16 protein-coding genes are annotated in these 17,722 nt (G+C 52.4%); 14 read left to right on the plus strand and 2 right to left on the minus strand.

Going from position 1 to position 17,722, the window contains the following annotated elements; all coding sequences use genetic code 11:
• Positions 1 to 11: 11 nt before the first annotated feature.
• From gspD to Q4563_RS11130, 13 genes are all read left to right on the plus strand, one after another.
• Positions 12 to 2,009 (plus strand): type II secretion system secretin GspD, encoded by a 1,998-nt coding sequence (gene gspD, locus Q4563_RS11070; protein WP_303604534.1) that lies wholly within the window; start codon positions 12 to 14, stop codon positions 2,007 to 2,009.
• Positions 2,010 to 2,012: 3 nt separating this feature from the next.
• Entirely contained in the window at positions 2,013 to 3,566 is a 1,554-nt protein-coding gene (gspE, locus tag Q4563_RS11075) for a type II secretion system ATPase GspE (protein WP_442903755.1), read from the plus strand.
• A gap of 12 nt (positions 3,567 to 3,578) precedes the next feature.
• Positions 3,579 to 4,814, plus strand: coding sequence for a type II secretion system inner membrane protein GspF (gene gspF, locus Q4563_RS11080; protein ID WP_215976590.1), 1,236 nt, complete (start codon positions 3,579 to 3,581; stop codon positions 4,812 to 4,814).
• 163 nt (positions 4,815 to 4,977) lie between these two features.
• Positions 4,978 to 5,424, plus strand: a complete 447-nt coding sequence (gspG, locus tag Q4563_RS11085) for a type II secretion system major pseudopilin GspG (protein WP_215976589.1) — start codon at positions 4,978 to 4,980, stop codon at positions 5,422 to 5,424.
• A gap of 6 nt (positions 5,425 to 5,430) precedes the next feature.
• Positions 5,431 to 5,982 carry a prepilin-type N-terminal cleavage/methylation domain-containing protein gene (locus tag Q4563_RS11090; protein WP_303604535.1) on the plus strand — a complete coding sequence of 184 codons (552 nt, stop codon included), beginning with the start codon at positions 5,431 to 5,433 and terminating at the stop codon, positions 5,980 to 5,982.
• A complete protein-coding gene (gspI, locus tag Q4563_RS11095; RefSeq protein WP_215976587.1) occupies positions 5,979 to 6,353 on the plus strand; it encodes a type II secretion system minor pseudopilin GspI in 375 nt (124 codons plus the stop codon). The genes Q4563_RS11090 and gspI overlap by 4 nt, the downstream gene beginning before the upstream one ends.
• Positions 6,346 to 7,053, plus strand: a complete 708-nt coding sequence (gene gspJ / locus Q4563_RS11100) for a type II secretion system minor pseudopilin GspJ (RefSeq protein ID WP_303604536.1) — start codon at positions 6,346 to 6,348, stop codon at positions 7,051 to 7,053. Before gspI ends, gspJ begins: the two co-directional genes overlap by 8 nt.
• Positions 7,037 to 8,137, plus strand: coding sequence for a type II secretion system minor pseudopilin GspK (gene gspK / locus Q4563_RS11105; protein ID WP_215976585.1), 1,101 nt, complete (start codon positions 7,037 to 7,039; stop codon positions 8,135 to 8,137). The genes gspJ and gspK overlap by 17 nt, the downstream gene beginning before the upstream one ends.
• Positions 8,134 to 9,369, plus strand: coding sequence for a type II secretion system protein GspL (gspL, locus tag Q4563_RS11110; RefSeq protein WP_215976584.1), 1,236 nt, complete (start codon positions 8,134 to 8,136; stop codon positions 9,367 to 9,369). Before gspK ends, gspL begins: the two co-directional genes overlap by 4 nt.
• Entirely contained in the window at positions 9,366 to 9,851 is a 486-nt protein-coding gene (gspM, locus tag Q4563_RS11115; RefSeq protein WP_215976583.1) for a type II secretion system protein GspM, read from the plus strand. Before gspL ends, gspM begins: the two co-directional genes overlap by 4 nt.
• A gap of 4 nt (positions 9,852 to 9,855) precedes the next feature.
• Positions 9,856 to 11,019: an exo-alpha-sialidase gene (locus tag Q4563_RS11120; protein ID WP_303604537.1), complete on the plus strand. Its 1,164-nt coding sequence runs from the start codon at positions 9,856 to 9,858 to the stop codon at positions 11,017 to 11,019.
• 26 nt (positions 11,020 to 11,045) lie between these two features.
• Entirely contained in the window at positions 11,046 to 11,795 is a 750-nt protein-coding gene (locus Q4563_RS11125) for a type II secretion system protein N (RefSeq protein ID WP_215976581.1), read from the plus strand.
• A gap of 212 nt (positions 11,796 to 12,007) precedes the next feature.
• Positions 12,008 to 14,386 (plus strand): putative bifunctional diguanylate cyclase/phosphodiesterase, encoded by a 2,379-nt coding sequence (locus tag Q4563_RS11130; RefSeq protein WP_303604538.1) that lies wholly within the window; start codon positions 12,008 to 12,010, stop codon positions 14,384 to 14,386.
• 25 nt (positions 14,387 to 14,411) lie between these two features.
• Here the strand turns inward: Q4563_RS11130 and Q4563_RS11135 are convergent, their stop codons facing one another.
• Both Q4563_RS11135 and Q4563_RS11140 read right to left on the minus strand, forming a co-directional pair.
• Positions 14,412 to 15,926: an EAL domain-containing protein gene (locus Q4563_RS11135; protein WP_215976579.1), complete on the minus strand. Its 1,515-nt coding sequence runs from the start codon at positions 15,924 to 15,926 to the stop codon at positions 14,412 to 14,414.
• 132 nt (positions 15,927 to 16,058) lie between these two features.
• Positions 16,059 to 16,538, minus strand: coding sequence for a hypothetical protein (locus Q4563_RS11140; protein ID WP_215976578.1), 480 nt, complete (start codon positions 16,536 to 16,538; stop codon positions 16,059 to 16,061).
• 154 nt (positions 16,539 to 16,692) lie between these two features.
• Here Q4563_RS11140 and Q4563_RS11145 point away from each other — a divergent pair, with 154 nt between their 5' ends.
• Positions 16,693 to 17,697 carry an FAD:protein FMN transferase gene (locus Q4563_RS11145; RefSeq protein WP_303604539.1) on the plus strand — a complete coding sequence of 335 codons (1,005 nt, stop codon included), beginning with the start codon at positions 16,693 to 16,695 and terminating at the stop codon, positions 17,695 to 17,697.
• The last annotated feature ends 25 nt before the right edge of the window (positions 17,698 to 17,722 follow it).

The following is a 17,722-nucleotide window of genomic DNA, read 5'->3' on the forward strand; positions in this document are numbered from 1 at the left end:
GCATTCAAGTCGTGTTGTTTACGATTGCTTTGGCCATAGTGCCCATGGCGCAGGCCGACGAGCAAACCTGGATGGTAAATTTTAAAGACTCCGATATTCAGGAAGTCATTAAGTTTATTGCCGAGGCCACCGAAAAAACCATCATTATTGACCCCAAAGTGCGCGGCCAGGTGAAGGTGATCTCGGATAAACCGGTCAATCGGCAAGAACTCTACGGTCTGTTTTTATCCATTCTCGATGTACACGGCTTTACCGCAGTGGAAAACGGCAAGGTAGTGCGTATTGTACCGAACCGCGATGCCCGCTCGCTGCCTATACCCAGTGCCAACAGTGGCAACAGTGGCACTGATAATGACGCCTACATGACACATGTGATTCAGTTGGAAAACATCAGTGCCGCCAAGCTGCTGCCGGTGCTGCGCCCGTTGGTACCCCAACACGGCCATATCTCCGCCTACGACCCAAGCAACGCCATTATTGTCACCGACACCCGGGCCAATATCGACCGCCTAATGGATGTGGTAAAACAAATCGATAAAGCGGCAGTAATCAGCACTGAACTGGTAGAGCTACGCTACGCTCAAGCCGAAGCCATTGTTAAGGTGATTCAGCAGCTGGAAAAACCCGACGCCCAGCGCGGCAACGCCTCCGCGCCGGTGACCGTTGTGGCCGACACCCGCATTAATGGTGTTTTAATCAACGGCGACGATATGCAACGTCAGCGCATCAAGGAGTTAATTCGCCGTCTCGATCGCCCGCAAATTACCAATTCCAATGTGCGCGTGGTTTATCTCAAGTACGCCAAGGCCGAGCAAGTGGCTCAGGTTTTAACTGGCGTTTTGCAGAATATGCAGAAAATAGAATCCGATGGCGCTAAGAGTTCTAACTCGCAAATGAGTGCCAGCGTACAGGCCGATGAAGACACTAACGCCATCCTCATCACCGCCGACGGCGACACACTGCAATCCCTGATGGTGTTGGTCGAAAGCTTAGACATTCGCCGCGCGCAGGTACTGGTGGAAGCGATTATTGTCGAGCTAGAAGACAGCGATGCGGCCGAACTCGGCATCGAATGGATGTACCGTGACGACGATGCAGGCTTTGGCAGTTCCACCAACGGTGGTGATGATGGCATTGGCAATATTGGTAATCTGGGGCAAAACGCCTTTGGTGACGACGACGCCGCGCTGCTGGGTTTAGCGGGAAGTCTGTCGGGCATTGCCGGTCAGGTGTTTGGTTTCGGCCAGTTGGGCGAAAGCACCGATATGCTGGCGGTATTAAAAATGCTAAAAGCCAACGGCAGTACCAATATTCTGTCGACACCGAGCCTGCTTACGACCGACAACCACGAAGCGGAAATCTCCGTGGGTAAAAACGTACCCTTTGTCACTGGTTCTTACACCAGCACCAGCAGTGGCAGCAGCAACCCCACTAACCCGTTCAATACCGTTGAGCGCAAAGATGTGGGTATTTTGCTCAAAGTTACCCCCCATGTGAACGATGGCGATACCGTGGTGATGGATATCTCGCAAGAGATTTCCAGCGTTGACGATACTGCCGCCTCTAACGACGGCCTGGTGACCAATCAGCGCAAGATTGACACGCAAATTATGGCTGCCTCGGGCGAGATTGTGGTACTGGGCGGTTTGATTCAAGACGATATTCGCACCTATGAGCGCAAAGTGCCGCTACTGGGTGATATCCCTATTCTGGGCAATTTATTTAAAAGCCAGACCAGCAATAAAGCCAAAACCAATTTGATGGTGTTTATCCGCGCTAGTGTGGTGCCCGATGACGAAATGCTGATAGGCGCTACGGCGGAGAAATACCGCCACGTTCGCGACCGCTTGATAGAAAATCGCAACAATGCCGGCTTTCTCACCTCCAGAGACGATATGCCGATGCTGCCCGAGTGGGAAGAACAACTGCGCAAGGTACAGCGTCGCTACGAGAGCGAAGAGTCTGACCCAGAGCCCGCGCCTGTGCCAGAAGCCGAGGCAGGAGAGTAAGCCTTGAACAGCGAAATTTCGGAACCGGCCGAACTGCCGGAGGGCTTTGACAGCGGCGACGCTATAGAGGAAGAAGAGCATCTGGCCGCCAGCGCCGGTGAGAGCCCGCGCTTGCCCTTTAGCTTTGCCTCGGACCACGGCGTCATGCTCGACCCGGAACAACCCGGCCGGGTGCTGCACAAGCCCGGCTTAAAGCTGGAGGCCCTAACCGAGCTGGCGCGCTATTTCGCTGGCGATATGACCCTGCAAGAGCTGGATAACGACAGCTTTCAGCAGCGCCTGACCCGCGAGTACCAAAGCAGTGACGGCGCCGCCCAGCGCGCCGCCGAAGACTTGGGCGCCGAGTTCGATCTATCCAGTATGGCCGATGATCTGGCCGATCGCACTGACCTATTGGCCGGCGATGACGATGCGCCGATTATTCGCCTTATCAACGCTATTTTGTCTCAGGCCGTGCGCGAGCAGGCCTCGGATATCCATTTGGAACCCTTTGAAGATCGAGTGTCGGTGCGGTTTCGCACCGATGGTGTACTCAGTGAAGTGCTGTCCCCCAAGCCCGAGTTGGCGCCGGTGCTGGTGTCGCGCTTAAAAGTGATGGCGCGGCTCGACATTGCCGAAAAACGCCTGCCGCAAGACGGCCGCATTACCGTACGCCTGGCCGGCCACGCGGTAGATATTCGCGTTTCTACCATACCCTCGGCCCACGGCGAGCGCATTGTATTGCGTCTGCTCGATCAGGCCGCCGGCCAGCTTAAGCTGGAAGAGCTACAAATGCCGACCCTGGTACAGGAGCGCTTTGGCCACGCCTTAAAACGTCCGCACGGTATTATTCTGGTCACCGGCCCCACCGGCTCGGGTAAAACCACCACGCTCTACGCCGGGCTCAGCCATATCAATGCGCCCAGCCGCAATATTCTCACCATCGAAGACCCGATCGAGTACCTGCTGCCCGGTATCGGCCAGACTCAGGTCAACACCAAGGTGGATATGACCTTTGCCCGCGGCCTGCGCGCCATTTTGCGGCAAGACCCGGACGTAGTCATGATCGGTGAGATTCGCGATTCCGAAACCGCCGACATCGCCATTCAGGCCAGTTTAACCGGCCACTTGGTGCTCTCTACCTTGCACACCAACACCGCCATCGGCGCCATCATGCGCTTAAAAGATATGGGTGTGGAGCCCTTTCTGCTCGCCTCCAGTATCGAGGTGGTCATGGCCCAGCGCTTGGTGCGCAAGCTGTGCAAGGAGTGTAAAGAACCCTATCAGCCGGTGGAATCCGAGCGACAAATGCTGGATTTACCTGAAGGCCAATCGGTGTATCGCGCTAAAGGCTGCGACAAGTGCAATCAAATGGGCTACCGGGGCCGCAAAGGGATATACGAGCTGATCGAAATCAACGAGCAAATGCGCCACCTGATTCACGAAGAAGCCGGCGAGCAAGAGCTGATTGCTGAGGCGCGCAAGCAGTCCGAATCCATCAGCGCGGACGGCCGCCGCCAGGTGGTGGAAGGCGTTACCAGCCTTGAAGAAGTGCTGCGCGTCACCACCGCAACTTAAGGCTGAATTATCATGGGTGCCTATAGCTATCGCGCGCTGAACCAATCCGGTAAAACCGTTAAGGGAATCCTTGAAGGTGATAGCGAGCGCCAGGTGCGCGCCCAACTGCGTGCCAAAAACCTTAAACCATTGGAAGTCTCCGATGCCGGCATGCGCGCTCGGGTCACAACCACCGGGGAGAGCAAAGGCTTCACTTGGTTTAAGACCACCCCCAAACTCAAACCTCGCGACCTGAGTCTGATTACCCGCCAACTGGCCTCGCTGATCAGCTCTGGCCTGCCGTTGGACGAAGCCCTGCAGGCCTCGGCCAAACAGGCGCAAAAGCAGAGCATTAAGCAAGTCGTGCTGCAAATTCGCACCAAAGTGCTGGAAGGTTTTTCCCTCGCTCAGGCGCTGTCGGAGCACCCCAACTCGTTTGATGATATGTACCGCGCCATGGTGCGCGCTGGCGAAAGCTCGGGCTTTCTAGGGCCGGTGCTAGACCGTTTGGCGGAGCACACGCTTAACTCACAACAGCTTAAAGCGCGTCTAAAAACCGCCATGATTTACCCCATCGCCCTGCTGGTGTTAAGTCTGGCCGTGATCATCGGGCTTATGGCCTTTGTGGTGCCGGATTTGGTCAAGCTATTCGCCCACTCCAGCCGCGAGCTGCCGTTTTTAACCCGCGCATTAATCGGTACCAGTGATTTTATCGTCGGCTACGGTATTTGGGTGTTGGCCGCCGGTGCCGGTGCCGTCTACGGTATTAAACGTCTGTTAAAAAACGAGCGGCGGCTGCGCCGCTGGCACCAAATTCAGTTGCGCCTGCCGGTGATTGGCAATGTGGTCAATCAATCCAACTCGGCGCGTTTTGCCTCGACGTTAAGCTTGTTAATGTCCAGCGGCGTGCCCCTGCTACAGGCGCTACGCATTGCCGGACAGGTAATGACTAACCGTGTCTTGCAAGATGCCTGTGAGCAAATAGCCAATCAAGTGCACGAAGGCACCGCGCTTAATCGGGCTATGGAAAAGGCCGACTGTTTTCCGCCTTTGCTGGTACAAATGGTGGCCAGCGGCGAAACCAACGGTACTTTGCCAACGCAACTGGAACACGCTGCGCGCGATCAACAGCGCGAGCTGGAGATGGTATTAGCTGTATCTTTGGGCTTAATGGAACCTGCCACCATTGTTTTTATGGGCGGCGCAGTGTTGGTGATCGTACTGGCAATCCTGCAGCCGATATTTGAAATGAATCAGATGGTGGGATGATAATTCGCTGAACGCTGAACGCTGAACGCTGAACGCTGAACGCTGAACGCTGAACGCTGAACGCTGAACGAATTTTTCCATATCAGTAAGGTCACAAGTCAAATTATTAGGCGTTGCGCGTTATGCATATCGCGTTCTGCCAACATCGACGGAGTAAACACACATGCAACACACAACACGCCAAAGCGGCTTTAGTTTGATTGAAATTATGGTAGTGGTGGTGATTATTGGCCTGTTGGCCAGTATCGTCGCGCCTATGGTGTTGGATCGGGCCGAAGAGGCGCGAATCAATAAGGTCAAAGCCGACTTTAAAAGCATTCAGACCGCACTTAAGCTCTATCAGCTGGATAACTATGTATTTCCCTCCAGCGAACACGGCTTAAAAGCGCTGATGACCGAGCCCACCCTGTCGCCCGTGCCGCGCAATTACCGCGCGGGCGGTTATCTGGATCAGGTGCCAATGGACCCCTGGGGCAGCCCCTATTTGTACATCAGCCCCGGGGAAGCGCGCCCTTATGATATATACACCTTGGGTGCCGACGGAGTTTCCGGTGGCACCGGTCCGGCGGCAGATATCAGTGTCTGGGATCAGGATCTGCCCGAGCAGTAATACCCTATGCGTTCCATTGCCCGCGGCTTTACCCTGATCGAGATGATGGTGGTGGTTCTGATCATCGGCCTGAGCGCGGGTATGGTTACCCTAGCCATTTCCCCCGATCGGGCCGGCGAGTTAGAAAAGGCGGCGGATAAATTATTACTGCAAAGTGAATTTGTCGCCGAGCAAAGCACCCTGACCGGTGAGGTTATTGGGCTCTTTGCGCGCCCCAACTCAACCGCTGAGGGTGAGCAGTGGTGTTATCGCTGGCGCCGTTTTCGCGATAGCAGCTGGACGCCGGTGTCTGAGGCTTTACCTGATCAGTGTCTGCCAGCCGATACCGGTGTGGAGATGATCGTCGAGGGCGAGCCCTACGAGTTCGACCCCAATACCACCAGTGTCGAACCCGTATTGATTTTTTACCCCAGTGGCGAGGCCACCCGTTTTGAGATTGCACTGTTCCCGTTGTTCGACAACGATGAAGAGGTACAGCGCTTGGATGTGGACATGATGGGCCGCGTGCGCTGGCTTAACCGCGACCCCGAACTGGCTGATTGGGAGAATGAGCGGTGAAAAAAATTGGCGGGTTTACCTTAATCGAGGTGATGGTAGCGCTGGCGATTGTTGGCACGGCCCTGCCCGCCCTGATGATGCTGATTACCAGCCAGCTGCAGGGCGCGGGCATCACGCGGGATAAAACACAGGCCTATTGGGTAGCAGAAAACCAACTGACCCGGATAACCATGCGCGACCGGTTGCTAGAGCAGTACACTATTCCCGACAGTGAATCCGGCACTGTCGAGCGCGATGGTGTACGTTGGTACTGGGAGCTCAACAGCCAGGACACCGAAGTAGAGGGTTTTAAGCGCCTCGATATGCGCGTCAGTCTGGAGGCCGAGAAAGACGATAATCTCGCTACCTTAACGGGTTTTATCAATGAATAAGCGCCGTTTCCCGCGACAAAGAGGGTTCACCCTGATCGAGGTCATTATCTCCCTGGCGATTACCGCGGTGATTATGACCTTCAGTTATCAAGCCTTTAGTACCGCCTCGCGCAGCGCCGAGGCCACCAAAGAGGTGATGACCAACATCAACCGGCTGGATCGCACCTGGCAGATACTGGGCAAAGATCTGCGCCACCTACTGGCCCCGATTGACGCCAGCGACGACCCCACCATCACCACCGGTGTGCGCCGCCCCTTCCGCGGCGCCAGTCTGTACGACGACACCAGTGGCGATCAGCTTCTGTTGCAAATGACCCGCAGCGGTTGGCTTAACCCCATGAATCGCGCCCGCAGCGATATTCAACAAATTATCTACCGTGTGTCGGACGGCGTGCTCTGGCGCGACTACCGCCCCGAACGCAACTTTGTAATTGAAGACTGGCTGTTTGCCGAAGACTTAATTAAGCAGGAAATGCTGACAGATATACACAGCATTGAGCTGAAATTCTTATCCGCCGCGCGCGCCGGGCAGCAGGGCACAGGGGTGCTGGACGGCGATGATTTTGTCCGCGATTGGGATGAACTCTGGCCCGCTACTGATTCGGCCGGCATTGACACCAGCCTGCCTATTGCCGTGTTGATCCGCATTGAACTCGAAGACGGTCTGATCAGTGAGAGGTTGTATGACCTCTCCAGCTAAAGCGCCGCGTCATCTAGAGCGCCAGCGCGGCACTGTGCTTATCTTGGCCATTTTGATCGTCGCTTTGGTGGCAGGGTTTGCCATTAAGGCTTCGCGCGATTATCAGTTCAGTATTGCTCGGGCCGAGGCGCGCTGGCACGGCGCTCAGGCCGAGGCCTATTTGTCCGGCGCCGAGCGTCTGGCCATTTACTTTTTAGAGCTGGATGAAAACCCCGAAGTCGACAGTCTGCTCGAGCCCTGGGCGATGGAACTGCCGCCCTTTCCCATTGAAGGCGGGATGATTTTGGCGCAAATTGAAGATGCCAGCGCGCGCTTTAACCTCAACACGATTGGCACCAGTCTAAACAACACCGAAGACAATAATCCCAACAGTCCGGCGCGCTTTAACACGGCGCAAAAACATTTTCTGCGTTTACTGCAAAGCTTTCCCGAGATTTATCCAGTGTCGCCGGAAGAGGCCATCGCCATACTGGAGGCGCTGGTAGACTGGACCGATAGCGACCATAACATCACCGGTTTTATGGGGGCCGAACGGGATTATTATCTAGCCCTTGATCCGGCCTACCAACCGGCTAACACGCCCTTGACCAGCGTCGATGAGCTGCGTTTGGTGCGTTATATGACCCCGGAGCTCATGCAATTGCTGCGGCCCTTTATTACCGTAATTCCAGCCGGAGAAGATGCGGGGGGCGGTTTTAACGTCAACACAATACCTTCTCAGTTACTGCGAACTTTTAACTCGGACGATATACTCACACCTCTCACGGTAGAAGAGGCCAGCACTATTGTCTCCGAGAACGGAGAATATGCCACCGTTGAGGAATTTACCGAAAATACCGCTTGGGACAGTATCATCAGCAGTGATAAAGGTATCGATGCCGGTTTGGTCCAAGTGAACACTCAGCACTTTTTAGTCACCACCAGGGTGCAGCTGGGAGAGCAGCGTCGCAGTCGCCAGAGCCTGCTGCAACGCAGTGACGAGTCTTTTGACGTTGTGCACCGGCGCGACGTATACGATTACATACTCAGTCTGGAGCAGGCGCCTGCGCCCTCTGGCCAACAGGAAGCACTAACAAACCCATGAGCGATTCTCTGACGCTGTACATAAGCCATTACGGCAGCGACTTTACTTGGTTGTTTCGCCGCAAAGACCTGCCGGATGAGTTGGGTCACGGCGATACGGAAGCCCTGTCCAACACCCTGGGGGATGGTAACCACCAAGCTAAATTGATTGTCGGTGGCCCGCAAACAGTGGTGCGCAGGCTTAGCTATGCTGAGGCAGAAAAACGCCATCTGCGCAAATTAATGCCCTTCCAGCTGGAAGAAGAAGTGGTGGGCGATATCGACCAATTTCACTTTGCCTTCGGCACCCCCGCCAACGGTGAAATTAATCTGGTCTACACCGAGCGGGCACCGTTGCAAGCACTGTTCAGCGCTCTGACGGATATCAATGTCGAGGTAGTGCAAGCGTTGCCGGCGGCTCTATTGCCTAGCTGTCCCACGGAAACCGACGCCCAAGAGCCCGCCGACATCTGGGCGATTCACTGGCAAGATCAACTAGTCAGTGTTCGCTTTGGTGAAAGCGCAGGTTTTACAATTAATGCCAATAACTTTAATGTGGCCATCGAGTTACTGCTGACCTCGCAAAACCGAGTGACTCCGCCACAGTTAAAATTAAGCGCACCGGATGAAAGCCAGCTGGAACAGCTGCAACAACAACTGCCCGCTAGCCTGAGCATTGCCCAGGGTGACACTCGAATTTGCTCCCTGTGGGATTTTGAAGCCGACGCCGGCACGATTGATCTATGTCAGCGCGAATTCTCTCAGCGTTTGCCTATTGAGCGCTGGTGGGGCAACTGGCGTAAAGTCGCCTATGTCGGCGTCGCCGCGTTGGTGGTTTATCTTGCCACCTTGTTGTTTTCCATCAATCAATTGCAAAACGATAATCTGGAAATACGCCGCAATATCGAGCAAGTGTTTCGCACCGTGGTGCCCAACGGGCCGGCCATCGACCCCGAGCGGCGGCTGCGTATTATGGCGCGCGATCTAGAGCCGAGTACCGGTGGCTCCGCGGTCATGGTGTTGTTGGATCGAGTATTGCCTGCGGTGGCCGAAGGGGGTGTAACCCTCAAGGGTGTGTATTACTCCAGCGACAACGCGGAGCTTAGCCTCAATCTACAAGCGGAAACGTTTAACGCCATCGAGTCGTTGCGCGGGTCGCTGGAAGGTCAGGGCCTAACAGCGGAGCTGCTCTCTGCCAGTGCCCAAGGCAATACCCATGCCGCCCGTATACGAGTTAAACAGGAGCTGCAATGAACAAGGTTTTCGCTACACTGGCCCAGTACAACCGGCGCGAACAAACTATTTTATTGGTTGGCGCCCTCGCGGTTGTGCTCTATATATTGTGGATGGCGGTTCTGTCCCCACTGCAAGATAAACGCACGCAACAGATTGCCACCAATGCCAACACCAGCGCATCGCTGGAGCGGGTAAAACTAATGACCGCGCAAATTAAGCAGGCGCAGTCACTTGAGCGCAGTGCTAATAACTCGTCCGGCACAAATATCAGCCAGCTGATTGACTCCACCTTGCAGTCCAATGGTCTGCGCATGAGCGGTTTTCAGCCCGGCACTCGCGGTGAAGTACGAGTGCGGCTGGACAATGTTAATTACACCGCCATTATGCAGTGGCTGTACGATCTGGAGTATCGCCACGAAGTCACGGTAAAGGATTTATCCATGGCCGCGACCAGCACCGCGGGTAAAGTTACGGCCAATATTCGACTCAGTAAAGACTAAGCCCATGTGCCGGATGCGCCGCTTTATCGCGCTCTTATTGTGCTCGGTGGCCCTGCCGGCTGTCGGTCAGTCACCCATCAGTGCGGCGCCGGATTTACTCGATTTTAACCAGCCTGCCACACTCGGTTTAAACCTGGCACCCGGCACCGAAACCGCTCGCGTTTTTACCGCTGGCGACAATCGCTATCAGTACAGTCGCGGGGCGGTTCCGGTGGCCTTTAACGGCAAACTTTTTGTTCAGTGGCAGGCCGCCCCAGATGCCGAACAAACGGTACGGTCGCAAGTGCACTACGCCATGAGTGTGGATGGCCGCCAGTGGAGTGATGCCATTGTGCTGGCAAAATCGAGCCCCGGGGTTAACGTCAGTGCCGGCGGCTGGTGGGTATTTGGTGACACACTGGTGGCTTATATCAATATTTGGCCCCAAAGTGAGACGCCTGAAAACGGAACGGTAGAGTACCGCACCAGCCGCGATGGTATACGCTGGACGGCGGCTCAGCCAGTGCTCGACAGCAGCGGCGAGCCTCTGGCCGGGGCCATTGAGCCGGGTATAGGTGCCCTGCGCGACGGCCGCTTGCTAACGGCGCTGCACCAGCCGCCGGGCTTGGTGGCAAAACCGTATTTTACCGACGATGCCACAGGCCGGACTGGCTGGCAGGCAGGAGAGATGTTAAACGCCCCCTCGCGCGACAACTTAAGTCGCGAGTTGGAGCCCAGCTGGTTTAGCCGGGGCAATGAACAGGTTATGGTGTTTCGCGATCGGGATTCGAGCTATAGAATACTGGCCGCGGTCAGTGATGATCGGGGCGAAACCTGGAGCTTGCCGACGCTAAGCAATATTCCCGACTCACGGGCTAAAGCAAACGCCGGCAACTTAACCGCCGATAGTGCCTATATCGTTAATAACCCCAGCGGTAATCGAGCCCGTTTTCCACTGGTCGTGTTTACCAGCGCCGATGGGTACACATTTGATCGGGCTTGGCTGTTGCGCCGCGGCGCACATTCAATACCGGCGCCAAACGACCTAAGGCGCAAGCTGTACCCCGCGTACAGCGCCCCTAAAACAGAGGTGTTTGAAGGTTATTTGTATGTCACCTACACCACCGAAAACGCAAATATAGACATCACTCGAGTGCCGCTGAACGCTATTGAGAGCGGCGCAGAGTAATGTATGTTTCCACTAGAGCTTGATATATGATTCGTTGGATTGTACTCGGTTTACTTTTTTGGCTGGCCTTTGTGATTAGCCAGATTCCCGCCGCTTGGGGGGGCTACCTAATGACGCGCGACACGCCTTTAGCACTGTCGGGCATTAGCGGCACCCTGTGGCAGGGCAGCGCGGGTATGGCCTCGGTGAGTATTGATGGCAAGCACTACGCACTGGGGCAATTAAGCTGGCGGATCAAGCCCATGAGTCTGCTGGGGCTTGCCCCGTGCGCAGAGATTAAAACCGACCTTGAGCGCCAGCAGGTAGCTGGCACAGCCTGTGTGGGTATGGGCGGCTCGTTGCGCTTAACCGACACCAGTCTTAATTTGCCGGCCAGTTTAATTCAGGGCCTGCCAGAGCCGACTAAAATTACCGGCCAAATTAGCGCCCAAATTCAATCGCTGAGACTTAAGGGCCAAACCCTGAAAAACCTTGAGGGGAAACTTAGCTGGACCCAGGCTCGTTTGCACAACGGCCAAAGTTGGTTGCAGCTGGGCGCCTTTGCTGCCGATTTATCCGAGACCCAAGAAGGTGAGATCCGCGCCGATGTTTTCTCCTTAGAAGGCCCTATCGATTTGGCCGGTAATGTGGTGATGCCACTGACCGGCGGTATTCATATCGACGGGGAATTTGCCTTTACCGATACATTTGCCCGTGAGGTTCAGGCCGAGCAATGGTTACCACTGATGGCCGAGCCTTTGGATAACGGTAAACACCGGTTGCGATTGTCGCTCTAGGCGCTGGTTTATAAACACGCTCATTCCCCCAGGCTGCATTGGATATATTGGATATATAGAGTAACCTCTCAGGGCCAATGCAGATTAAGCCTGCGGGCCAGTTTGTAAGGTTGCAAGCATCAGTAAAGTCCGCTTCGCAGCCAGTACTCACCTGACAGCACCCTTATTTACTGCTTAACTTAAGTCATATTCTTTATTTAGGCTATTGGGACGTGTCCGACGTACAATCAAAGTATACCTATTCACTCAAAGTGGCCGGGCTGGTCTCAGGCTTAGTGTCGCTTATATTGATAGCCACATTCGCTATAGTGGCCGTTATTCATTTACAGGGCGCTGTAACTGGGTATCTTAGTGGGCTCGCGGTTTGGAGTCGCTATCAAGTCAACAGCGTTTATCATTTGTCACGCTATGCCGAGACCGGTGAGCCCAACGAGCTCAAGCTGGGGCGCCAGTATCTAGAAGTACCCTTGGCAGACAGACGTGCACGTCTCTCGATGGAGGCGAATGAGCCTATCCATATAATCACTGGCCACTTAATGGCCGGCCGTAACCACCCAGATGATGCCGACCGAATGATTTTATTGTTCGAATATTTTGGTCAATTGGGTAAATTACAACACGCGTTTGATGTGTGGCGGCAGGCTGATAATAGCTTGCTAAATACGGCCGCACTAGCCGATCAACTAGAGTTATTGTGGCGTGACTCCTTGCCCGATCCACAGGCTTTACAGGCCAACAAACAACAGCTGTATCTTATTAATCAAGATCTAGAACGATTATCCACAAAATTTCGCTATATGATGACCGACACCGCTCGGTGGCTAACTCATGTATTGGCCTGGTGCAGTATTGTCTTCATTTTATTATTGGTCTCTATCGCATTTTGGTTAGTGTTGCGATTAAATCGATTACTCATAGGTTCACAACATAAGTACCACGATATCTTTGAGCAAGCGGCGGTGGGTATCGTGCACCTTGGGTACGATGATGTTGTCAGAGATGCTAACCCAGCTATTTGCAATATTCTCGATTGTGAAAAATCCAGTATCACTGGCCACTGCTTTAAAGATTTTATTCACTCGGAGGATTGGTCGCTGGATGAACAATCCAAACAGCAGCTGCTCAATGGGGTTATCGATCACTATTCAGTGGAGCAGCGATTAGCAAAAAATACAGGTTATATTTGGGCACGATTAACGTATTCCAGATCCAATACTCATGACTCAGCTCGTCATTTAACACTTATTCTTGAAGATATTTCTGAATCTCGCAGGCTTTCAAACGAATTAAACTTTCAAGCCACACACGATATATTGACCGGATTATTCAATCGGCGGGCATTTGAGCGCCGATTGTTTGATTCATTAAATAGAGCCCGCAGCGAACATGTAAAACACGCTTTATGTTTTATTGATTTAGATCAGTTTAAAATCGTCAATGATACTTCCGGCCACCCCGCCGGAGATCGATTATTGCAACAAGTGACGAATTTATTTGCGAGCATCTTGCGCGAAGGCGATATGTTAGCTCGATTGGGTGGCGACGAATTCGCCATGATTCTAGAAAATTGCGCAATCGATGCCGCGGGATCAATTGCTGAAAAGCTACGCAGAGCTCTGGAAATATTTGAATTTAATTGGGAGGGGCATCGCTATGACATTACCGCCAGTATCGGCGTGGTGCCTATATCTGAAGATGATTTAGATACTGAATCTATCATGCGTGCGGCGGATATTGCCTGCTATTTAGCAAAAGAAAAAGGTAGGAATTTTGTTTATGTGGCTCGTGAAGACGATGCTCATCGGCAAGAGCGTGCCGGTGAGATGCAGTGGGTAACCAAAATAAGTAATGCCATTATTAAAAATAAGCTATTGCTGGAGGCACAATTAATTGCCCCCTTGCAACAGCAAACCAACGGCTTGGTTTACGAAATTCTTATTCGTCTGGAGGACGGTGGCAAAGTGTACTCGCCCTCTGCTTTTTTACCTGCCGCCGAGCGTTTTGGCAGTGCCCCACAAATTGATCGGTGGGTGGTTGAGAACACGTTAAAAATACTGGCTCAGAATCCCAAACACCTGACGCAATTACATAAATGCCATATCAATATTTCAGGGTTGTCACTGGACAAGCATGATTTTTATCAATTCGTATTGCAGGCTTTTGAAAAATATTCCGTAGCCCCGGAAAAAATCTGTTTTGAAGTGACTGAAACCGCGGCGGTAAACAATCTATTGGATGCGGTTCACTTTATGGAGGCGTTGGGGGATTCTGGATGCAGTTTTGCTTTGGATGATTTTGGTACGGGTTTGGCTTCGTTTAATTATTTAAAACGGCTCCCCATTGATACGCTTAAAATCGATGGTAGTTTTATTCGTGAAATCGTTAAAGATAAAACCGATTTGGCAATGGTGAAGGCGATTAATGAGGTGGGACAGACTCTGTCGATAGAAACGGTGGCTGAGTTTGTAGAGAACACAGAGGTTCGGGTTGTTCTGGAAGAAATTGGGGTTGATTATGCACAGGGTTACGGTATTCATAAGCCACAAAAATTTACCGATTTTATTGCTCAGCAGGCGTTGAAAGGTGAGTGAGTCTGCATCTGAATCGTTGAGCTCGCTATTGGTCGGTTGTCTGTTTTAATTTTTGCGCCAAGTTGGCTATAGACATTGGCTTGCCAAAATAATAACCCTGAACATACCGAATGCCCATTCTTTTTAGCTCGGTCGATTGAGCCAAATTCTCGACCCCTTCGGCGATTACCCGCAAATTGGATTTCTCGGCAATACTGACTATATTGGGGATAATTGAAGAGCGAATAGAGCCCTCTTCTACATCCATAATAAAAGTCCGGTCAATTTTTAAATAACGACAGTGTAATTGATCAATGTATTTAAGATTAGAGTAGCCTGTACCAAAATCATCTATCGAGATGTTAATACCGTATTGTTTTAACTGAGATAAATTTTTGTGCGCCTGAGTTTCTTCAAGTTCTTCGCTTTCGGTGAGCTCAATGGTTAGCTCGCCGCGCCATTGTGCTACTGACTCTAAGTCTAATAAAGTCAGTATGTTGCCGTTGGTGACGTCACGAGGCATCACATTAAATGCTATCGAAATCTCATCTTCCAGGCCGTGTTTTTTTAGGCTGGCGAGTGTTGCCTCAATGATTAAAACCGTAAAAGGCCAAGACACATCTTGCTTGGCAATTATGGGGATAAACGCGTCTGGGTACAGTGGGCCTGCTTTATCTTCAAATCGTGCCAGCACTTCGCAACTGACTATTTTTTGTGTCGTTAAATCGATAATGGGTTGCACCACCGGATAGAAATTACTATTGGCCAGGCCCCGTTGTACACGGTATTCAATCGAGTAGAGGTGGCTAATGTAGCGGCGAATATATACATAGGACAACCAGCCGCTCAAATACCCGAGCACTATAATCAGAATCGAAACCGCAGGATTGCGCGATAGATACGATAAGCTATCACTTAATATTGAGGTGCAGTAATTGTAATTGTTGCAGGTTTTAACACGAAACGGCTTAAAGTAATGGTGATCTTTTGAGCCAATATCGACAACCCCTTTTTCTCCGGCAGCATGATAATCTTGATTGTTTATACGGTATATCAACTCCCACGAATAAAATAAATCGATAAAATTTTCCAGACTGGTTGGGTCTATTACCATGGCAAAATTGTTGCGGTTGGCGATGGCGACATTATAATTTTTATTTAATACACTCCAGTCAGTATCTATCCAGATAGTAGCCCCACCTTTGGTTTGATAAGTGGACTCGGGCAGGGAAAAGGGATTCTTCAGTTTGCCCGCCATAACACTGCAAAGCACTGTGTCGCCTTGCATGTAAGCAATATCTTTAATGTGCCAGGTCAAAAAAAGCTCGGCCCGCATTGCAGATAAATGCGGTTCGCTACAGGCTGCATGAGTGTTGTTAGATAGCTTTTGCCAACTTACCTGAACATCCCGGTTCAGATGATCGAGTAATTTTATAACGGACTGTGACTGGTGAACCATCTCCTTATGCATAAGGTGAGTGCTTAGTGCATAGAGGGTCAGCGTGACCGCCAGCGCAATAAGCGTACTCAGTAATAAAGAATAAGCGTGGCGTGGCTTCATGGATGGTTTACCGTGGTAAGGCGAGATTAACCCTACGCTCACCCTTGAGGTGGTTTTTGATGGCGTAGGTTGTGGGCTCGCTTATGCGTTGGCGAGTAATGCGTCCGAAAGCGTTAAACCGGTCGGGGGAGTTTAGCGAAACAGCAGTGGCCAAGAGCGCTCTTCACAATTGTCGTTACACAATTCCAGTATTAGATACGCTTCCTGCGGATACTGCTCGATTAAGGGGGTTAAATCCGTGCGTTTTAAAATGTCACCACCTTCTCGACAGCTAAAGCGGTTGCTGGAGTCGTAGTGACAGGAGAAATAGATATCTTCATCGGCGGTACAGTGGTCATCGCTCTCAACTCCACACTCTTCATCGATAACCACTAAGTCATCCTGCGAGATGCGCTCATCTTGGCTGACGTAGAGGCGGGCATCAAAATACAACGCGCCTTCGGCCTGCCATTCAATCCATACCGACTCGCCGGGATAGATATCGGTACGATCCACATAGAAGTCTTCAAATTCAATATCCAGCGGGTCGTTAATGACGTTCAGCAGCGGGTCATCATTGCCGCCGCACCCGGCCAGTATGAGTGCCAAAGCCACAATTGTTAAACAACGCATGTTCCAATCCCTTTATTTACGACCCCAGTTGTCACCTAATTTTAGCCCAAAACCAATAAAAGGCGACCTGCTTTGTGTTTTCATTATGACCCAACACAGAATAATATTAAATGTGTTACAAAACGATTTTCCCTAACCGGCCCGGAACACTGCTATGTGGTATCGCTCACGTTTCTTCATCGCCCTATTATGCGCTTTGTTAACAGCACCTGCTCAGGCGCTCTGGCTCAGCGAGCAGGCCGATATTATGGGAACTCGTATCAGCGTGACCTTGCAGCACACCGATGAGAAAACCGGCCAACAGCTTTTACAGCAAGCGCTGGACGAAATGCATCGTATTGATGCCACCTACAGCCCTTATAAGCCCAGCAGTGAACTGTCACTTATGAACGAACAAGCTGGCCAAAAGGGGGCGGCAGCGGTGACGGTGTCCTCCGAAATGTTAAAGCTGCTCGATAAATCTCTTTATTATGGCCGCTTAACTCAGGGGGCTTTTGATATTACCTTCGCCTCACTGGCGCGATACTACGATTACCGTGCGCAGCAGCAACCCAGTGCAGACCAACGCCAGGCTTTAATGTCGGCCATTGATTATCGCCATGTACTTCTTAACCGCGCCGAGAGTAGCGTGCACTATCAACACCCGGCGGTGACTGTTGATTTGGGTGGCATCGCCAAGGGATACGCGGTGGATCGGGTTATTAACTTGCTGCGGGCCGCTGGAATAGAGCACGCTAGTGTCAGCGCCGGGGGCGACAGTCGTGTACTCGGCAATCGGGACGGTCGTCCCTGGCTGGTGGGCATTAAGCAGCCGCGCGGCGACGCCGGCATTGCCATCACCCTGCCCTTAACCGACACGGCTATTTCTACCTCGGGCGATTACGAGCGCTACTATATCGATGATAACGGCGAGCGCATTCACCATATTATCAATCCCCAAACCGGCAAAAGTACCGACGAGTTGGCCAGTGTCACCGTGCTCGGCCCCGATGCCTTCGACACCGATGCGCTCTCTACCAGTATTTTTGTTCTGGGGCGCGAGCGGGGCTTGGCATTGATCGAAACTTTGCCTGAGTTCGATGCTGTGCTCATCGATCGGGCCGGTAAGGTTTACTACAGCGCAGGACTGTCTCCACCGGCCCAGGGGCAGTCGCGCTGAGCGAAAATTGCAGGTAGGTCATTTA

This window comes from Gilvimarinus sp. 1_MG-2023, from assembly GCF_030548285.1.